Raw genomic sequence first — 5,985 nt, forward strand, 5'->3', positions numbered from 1 at the left:
TCCTCGTGTCAAGTAATATTTTGTTTTATTTGAATTTTTATAATTATTCGCTTATTTAATAAGCTTGTTTTCCTACAGCGATGAAAGTATAACCATTTATAAAATAGTTGGCTAGTTTTTTGGCGGACTTTTTTGTAAAGAAATGTAAAGATGAAAACGATTCGGTTTTATAGATAGGTTAATTTTATAATTAAAATAGGGTGTTAGCTTTAGGACTTTTTGATTTTTACGGAATGATTAATATTGGTGATAACATCTAAAACGCAAACACACCAAACAGCCCAGTTTGACGTGCTAGCTTTACTTTGTTATCGGTATATTTTGGCGCTCTGATAAGGCAGGCTTATTAATATTGTGGTGCTATCGATGTGTTTTTTGCTTTAAAATCGTTCAGGTAGACTATTGATTTTATTTTATTTTTTTGTTTTAGTGAAATTAATTCGCTATAAAGTATCTTTGGGAATTTTATATTTTGTTTAAGCCTATTTGAATGCATTTAAATATTACATGCTAGCTTTAATTTGTTCATGATAAAAAATTCTTACTTGAGATGCTGATTTTCTTAGTTGTTAGCACATTTTGATATTGGAATGTACCAACAACTAGGCAATGTTCTGCTTTATAGACTTTATTTAGCGTAGAATTAAAGTTTGACCTATTTACCAATACAAAACGAACTGAATATACGGCCTAATAAATCATCAGAAGTAAATTCTCCTGTGATTTCGCTTAAGGATTCTTGCGCTAATCTTAGCTCTTCAGCAAGCAATTCACCAGCATGGAAGGTGACTAGTTGGTGTTTACCATTATTTAAGTGCTCGGCTGCCTTTTCAAGTGCTTGAAGGTGGCGACGACGTGCTAAAAATCCACCTTCTGTGCTACTGGTAAAGCCCATTGTTTGTTTTAGGTGATCGCGTAATAGTGAAATGCCTTCCCCCGTTCGAGCTGAAAGCTGAATCAGTGAGTAGCCATTTACTTCACTATATCCTAGCTTTTCGCCTGTTAAATCGGCTTTATTACGAATTACGGTTACTGGCATATTTTTAGGTAAGCGTTCAATAAACTCAGGCCATAGCTTTTCTGGGTTGGTTTCTGTTGTGGTTGTGCTGTCAACCATAAATAATACACGATCAGCTTGCTCAATTTCTTGCCAAGCACGTTCTATACCAATTCGTTCCACTTCGTCACTAGCTTCTCGTAAACCTGCGGTATCAATAATGTGTAGTGGCATGCCATCAATATGGATATGTTCACGCAGTACATCACGCGTGGTGCCTGCGATATCGGTCACAATGGCAGCTTCACGCCCAGCTAATGCATTTAGTAAGCTTGATTTTCCTGCATTAGGACGCCCTGCTATGACTACTTTCATGCCTTCTCGTAACAGTGATCCTTGTTTAGCTTCTTGGCGAACTTCGCTTAAACGAGTTATGACTTGGTTAAGCTGTGCTTCTATTTTGCCGTCAGATAAAAAGTCAATTTCTTCTTCAGGAAAATCGATTGCTGCCTCGGTAAATATGCGTAAATGAATTAAGGATTCAACCAAGGCATTCACTTTTTTAGAAAATACTCCTTGCAAAGATGATATTGCCGATTTTGCCGCTTGTTCTGAGCTAGCATCAATCAAATCAGCAATAGCTTCGGCTTGAGCCAGATCTAGCTTGTCATTTAAAAATGCACGCTCTGAAAACTCTCCCGGCTTTGCAATGCGGATGTTAGGAAGTTCTAATATACGCTTTAAAAGTAGATCCAAAATAACTGGACCACCGTGCCCTTGTAATTCAAGTACATCTTCGCCTGTAAAAGAGTGTGGATTTGGGAAAAACAGCGCAATACCTTCATCTAAAATTGAACCATCAGTAGCTAAAAAAGGAAGATAATGCGCATACCTTGGTTTGGGTATTTGCCCTAATACTGCCTGAGCCACGGCTTGGGCTTGGGGTCCAGAAATGCGCAATATACCTACGCCACCACGACCTGGTGGTGTTGCTTGTGCAACAATTGTGTCTGATTTCATATTTATCTGTAACTGATTTAAATTTTAATAGTTAATGATATCATGGACGCACGGCAAAAACAGTAGTTACCCGTGCTTTTGCCGTGATGCGCCAATAACTCTAGTTAGATGGTTGACTGGGTAATTGGTTTTCAGGGGGGTTACTATCGCTTGGATGGTCGAATAACCAAGAATTTGCTAGTGCTAGGGGTTCTCTTATTAATGCGATATATTTATCTCTTTTAGTCAAATCTAATGGCGTGGCTAAGCCTGATACTTCGTTAATTCCTGAACGTTTAGCAAGCATTAGCGATCGCAATAAATGAAAATCATTGGTTACCACAACCGTTTTGCCTAAAGGTAATATACGATTTGCATAGATAAATTGTTGGGCTGTTCGGGTTGATTTGTCTTCTTGATAAATTCGATTAGCATCGATCCCTTTTTCAATTAAATATTGAGCCATTACACTAGCTTCAGTTGCAGATTCGTTTTTGCCCTGTCCGCCACAAACAACAACTTTGGTTTGTGGGTTATTTTGTAAATAATTTATGGCAATATTTAAACGCTCGGCTAAGGTTGAAGAAGCTATGGCTGGTGTGTTAATCACTTGGGCTCCCAATACGACCAAGGTATCGGCATTTTTTATTGGTTTTTGCAACGAAGATATATAAATCGCAATGTTAGCAATAATGAAATAGGCTAATATTAAGGCTATACCATACTTTATTGATTTTGTTATCATCCATTTTTTCCTTTATTTTTTATAACAATTTTCAAAATGATCGTTAATTAATCCCATGGACTGCATAAAAGCATAACAGATGGTAGAACCAACAAATGTAAAACCTTTGTTTTTTAGCGCTTTTGACATTTTTTCTGATATATCAGTACTTACGGGAACTTCGCTTTTATCATTAAAATGGTTAATAATTGGTTTATTATCAACAAACGACCAGATAAATGGCGAGAAATCTTCACCATTTTTTTGCATGTTTAAATAAGCATGAGCATTTTTTACAATGCTATTTAGCTTTAAACGATTACGAATTAGTCCTTTATTTTTTAAAAGATGTTCAATATCTTCAGGCGTTAGCTGAATAATTTTGTGTGGGTCAAAATTAAAAAAGCAACGTCGATATTCATCTCGTTTTTTTAGAACAGTGATCCACGATAATCCCGCTTGTTGCCCTTCAAGGCAAATTTTTTCAAATAGTTTAAGGCTATCATATTGGGGGTTGCCCCATTCGTTATCGTGGTAATGAATGTATATTGGGTCATCCAAAACCCAACTACAGCGTACTTTGTTGCTATTTGTCATCAAATTTTATCCATTATTGATTATGCTTTATCGTGATTTATATTTTTTAAGCTTCGATTAGTTGAATTATAAATCAAATAAGTAGTTTTGTTACATACATTAAATTTTTTTATGATGAAAAAAAAGCCTTTTTTTTGTGGCAGAATGAATCTCACGTTTTTAACTTAAATCAATAAAAGATAGATTTTTTATTTTTTAACTTAATTTAATAAGGTTTTTCCATGAGTCAGTCTGTAATCAACGCGGAATGGCAGCCTAGTGCTCGACCATTAAATCGGCAGGATTTTAAAACGTTAGTTTTATCCTCTTTGGGTGGTACGTTAGAATTTTATGATTTTGTTATTTATGCGCTTTACATCGATACCATTGTAAAACCACTATTTTTACCGCATTTTTTATCGCCATTAACGTTAGATTTATTTGCATGGGGTATTTTTGCTGCTGGTTATTTGGTTCGTCCTGTTGGTGGCATAATTATGGCGCACTTTGGTGATAAAGTGGGACGTAAGCGAATGTTTACCTTAAGCGTGGCTATGATGGCATTACCTACATTTATCATTGGTGTTTTACCAACTTATGAAGTGATTGGTATTTTTGCACCTCTGTTATTATTAGTGATGCGTATGCTTCAAGGTGCTGCTATTGGTGGTGAAATGCCAGGAGCTTGGGTGTTCATTGCTGAGCATGTGCCAAAGCAACGTTATGGTTTAGGTATCGGTACGTTAACTTCAGGTATTACTGGCGGTATTTTACTTGGCTTTATTGTGACTATCATTATTGATCTTTGTTTTACTACCGTAAATATTTTAGATTATGCTTGGCGTATTCCGTTTATTATTGGTGGTATTTTTGGCGTTATTTCGGTTTATTTACGTCGATTTTTATCTGAAACACCTATCTTTAAAGAGTTAGCGGCACGCAAAGCAATTGAAAAGAATATTCCTGTCGTTACCGTGCTTCAAAAACATAAAACAGCTTGCCTAATTGTGGCTCTTTTGACTTGGTCGTTGTCGACGGCAATTATGGTGGGTATTTTGATTACACCGGGTCGTATTGTAGGTGGCATGTACCATTTTGCTAATCTTGATTGGCGTATTGGTGGTTGTATTGCTGCACTAACTTTGACTATCGGTTGCGTTATTTTTGGTTGGTTAGAAGATAAAATAGGTACAACCAAAACAATGCTAATTAACTGGGGCGGACTTGCTATTATGAGCATTGTATTTTATAGCTCTTTGTCGCCAGATATGTCCTTAACTAAACTTTATTCGCTTTGGGCTGTATTTGGGCTATTTATTGGTTCTGTTGCAATGACAGCAATAGTTGGTACAAGAGCTTTTCCTCCTGCGATCCGTTATTCGGGTTTGTCATTTTCGTATAATTTAGCCTATGCGCTATTTAGTGCATTTACACCAACATTAACCATTTATCTATTAAGCCCTGAACATTTATTAGGTCAATATAGTTATCTTGGTGCTGGTATTTACATCTCTTTTGTAGCGTTAATTGCAGTTGGGGTCGGTTTCTTTCCTTTAGCTAAAAATGGCTGGCAAAGTGATGCAAATCATTAATCGATAAGAGCCTAAATAATAAAAACATTAATTATAAAAATATTAGGGCGTGTTAATCTTTCGTGATTATTATTTAGACGGCATGATGTGAGTTATAATAATTCTGCAAAAAACAACCATAACTCGATTCATCATGCCAAGAACTGATCCTCGCCAAAATATTAGACAGTGCCCACCTCTATTCATAAAGTTTTCTACTTATTCTTTGGTTTCGTAAATACGGTTTAATTTGAAACTCCATTGACAGAACTAATCTAAGCTCATCTTTCAGGCAGCTTATTGAACTTTGATATCAAACGAGGGTTATCTGTACAGCAGGAAAGTTGTGCCTAAAACAGGGAAATGGCAATAAATAGTAACTTATCTAGAGGTATTTAGATCTAAATATAAGCCCAAATGCCTCAAAAAAGCGCGGTTAAAAATTTAGTTTGAGTGAAGCTTTACTGTACAAAGGTCTCAATAAAAATCAAAGTAGTTTATACATATAGTAATTTATCAGTACCTGATTTTCTCTGGATATTTTGTTAGCCCGCTTTATTTTAAAACCCCATTTTTTGAAAATTGGCATGGCCACTTTTGAAGCATCTACACTTAATTGTGTAAGCTTTTTCTGGTGGGCCAAGTCAAGCACATGGTCATAGAGTTTTCTAGCTATGCCACGCTTTTGAAAGTCAGGATGCACATACAGACAGTCTATGTAACCATCATCTCCAAGTTCAACAAACCCCGCAAGGCTTGAGCCAAAGATAGCCATCCAAGGCTGAGTTTTATTTAAACGTTCTAACCACTTCTGATAATCTGGTGGTGTTGAGCACCATGCTTCTTGCTGTGCTTTGCTGTAAATATCGGTATCAATAGCATGAATAGACGAATGAAACAAATCGCATATTTCAGAGGCATAGAGTGAAGAGTATGGTTTTACTTCGATTTTAGATGCAGCATTACCCAATTTGTTTCCTTTTTTCATTATGATTTGCTCTATTTGGTGTATGATCCTCGCCAAAATATTAGACAGTGCCCACCTCTATCATTTTTTCGTTTTGGTAATATTGTTGTTCATATTGTTCAAGTGATACCCAGCCATTGGCTGAATGACG

General features: G+C 36.2%; 5 protein-coding genes. 1 reads left to right on the plus strand and 4 read right to left on the minus strand.

The window, feature by feature from the left end:
• Positions 1-655: 655 nt before the first annotated feature.
• The 3 genes from mnmE to B9N71_RS12045 all read right to left on the minus strand — a co-directional run bounded on the left by mnmE (position 656) and on the right by B9N71_RS12045 (position 3,317).
• A complete protein-coding gene (gene mnmE / locus B9N71_RS12035; protein WP_085166083.1) occupies positions 656-2,017 on the minus strand; it encodes a tRNA uridine-5-carboxymethylaminomethyl(34) synthesis GTPase MnmE in 1,362 nt (453 codons plus the stop codon).
• A gap of 100 nt (positions 2,018-2,117) precedes the next feature.
• Positions 2,118-2,741: a YdcF family protein gene (locus B9N71_RS12040; RefSeq protein ID WP_085166084.1), complete on the minus strand. Its 624-nt coding sequence runs from the start codon at positions 2,739-2,741 to the stop codon at positions 2,118-2,120.
• Positions 2,742-2,753: 12 nt separating this feature from the next.
• Positions 2,754-3,317 carry a DNA-3-methyladenine glycosylase I gene (locus tag B9N71_RS12045; protein WP_065589465.1) on the minus strand — a complete coding sequence of 188 codons (564 nt, stop codon included), beginning with the start codon at positions 3,315-3,317 and terminating at the stop codon, positions 2,754-2,756.
• Positions 3,318-3,538: 221 nt separating this feature from the next.
• Here B9N71_RS12045 and B9N71_RS12050 point away from each other — a divergent pair, with 221 nt between their 5' ends.
• On the plus strand, positions 3,539-4,888 hold the full coding sequence (locus B9N71_RS12050; protein WP_065589464.1) for an MFS transporter: 1,350 nt from the start codon (positions 3,539-3,541) through the stop codon (positions 4,886-4,888).
• 466 nt (positions 4,889-5,354) lie between these two features.
• On the opposite strand, the gene B9N71_RS12055 is transcribed toward B9N71_RS12050, so the two are convergent.
• On the minus strand, positions 5,355-5,855 hold the full coding sequence (locus B9N71_RS12055; protein ID WP_208610510.1) for a GNAT family N-acetyltransferase: 501 nt from the start codon (positions 5,853-5,855) through the stop codon (positions 5,355-5,357).
• Positions 5,856-5,985 lie beyond the last annotated feature (130 nt).

The organism is Gilliamella bombi (assembly GCF_900103255.1).
GTDB classification, from domain to species: domain Bacteria; phylum Pseudomonadota; class Gammaproteobacteria; order Enterobacterales; family Orbaceae; genus Gilliamella; species Gilliamella bombi.

Excerpts from the sequence above, each read along its gene's own strand:
- B9N71_RS12050 (WP_065589464.1), top strand. The coding sequence starts at position 3,539 with ATGAGTCAGTCTGTAATCAACGCGGAATGGCAGCCTAGTGCTCGACCA.
- B9N71_RS12055 (WP_208610510.1), bottom strand. The coding sequence starts at position 5,855 with ATGAAAAAAGGAAACAAATTGGGTAATGCTGCATCTAAAATCGAAGTA.
- mnmE (WP_085166083.1), bottom strand. The coding sequence starts at position 2,017 with ATGAAATCAGACACAATTGTTGCACAAGCAACACCACCAGGTCGTGGT.
- B9N71_RS12045 (WP_065589465.1), bottom strand. The coding sequence starts at position 3,317 with ATGACAAATAGCAACAAAGTACGCTGTAGTTGGGTTTTGGATGACCCA.
- B9N71_RS12040 (WP_085166084.1), bottom strand. The coding sequence starts at position 2,741 with ATGATAACAAAATCAATAAAGTATGGTATAGCCTTAATATTAGCCTAT.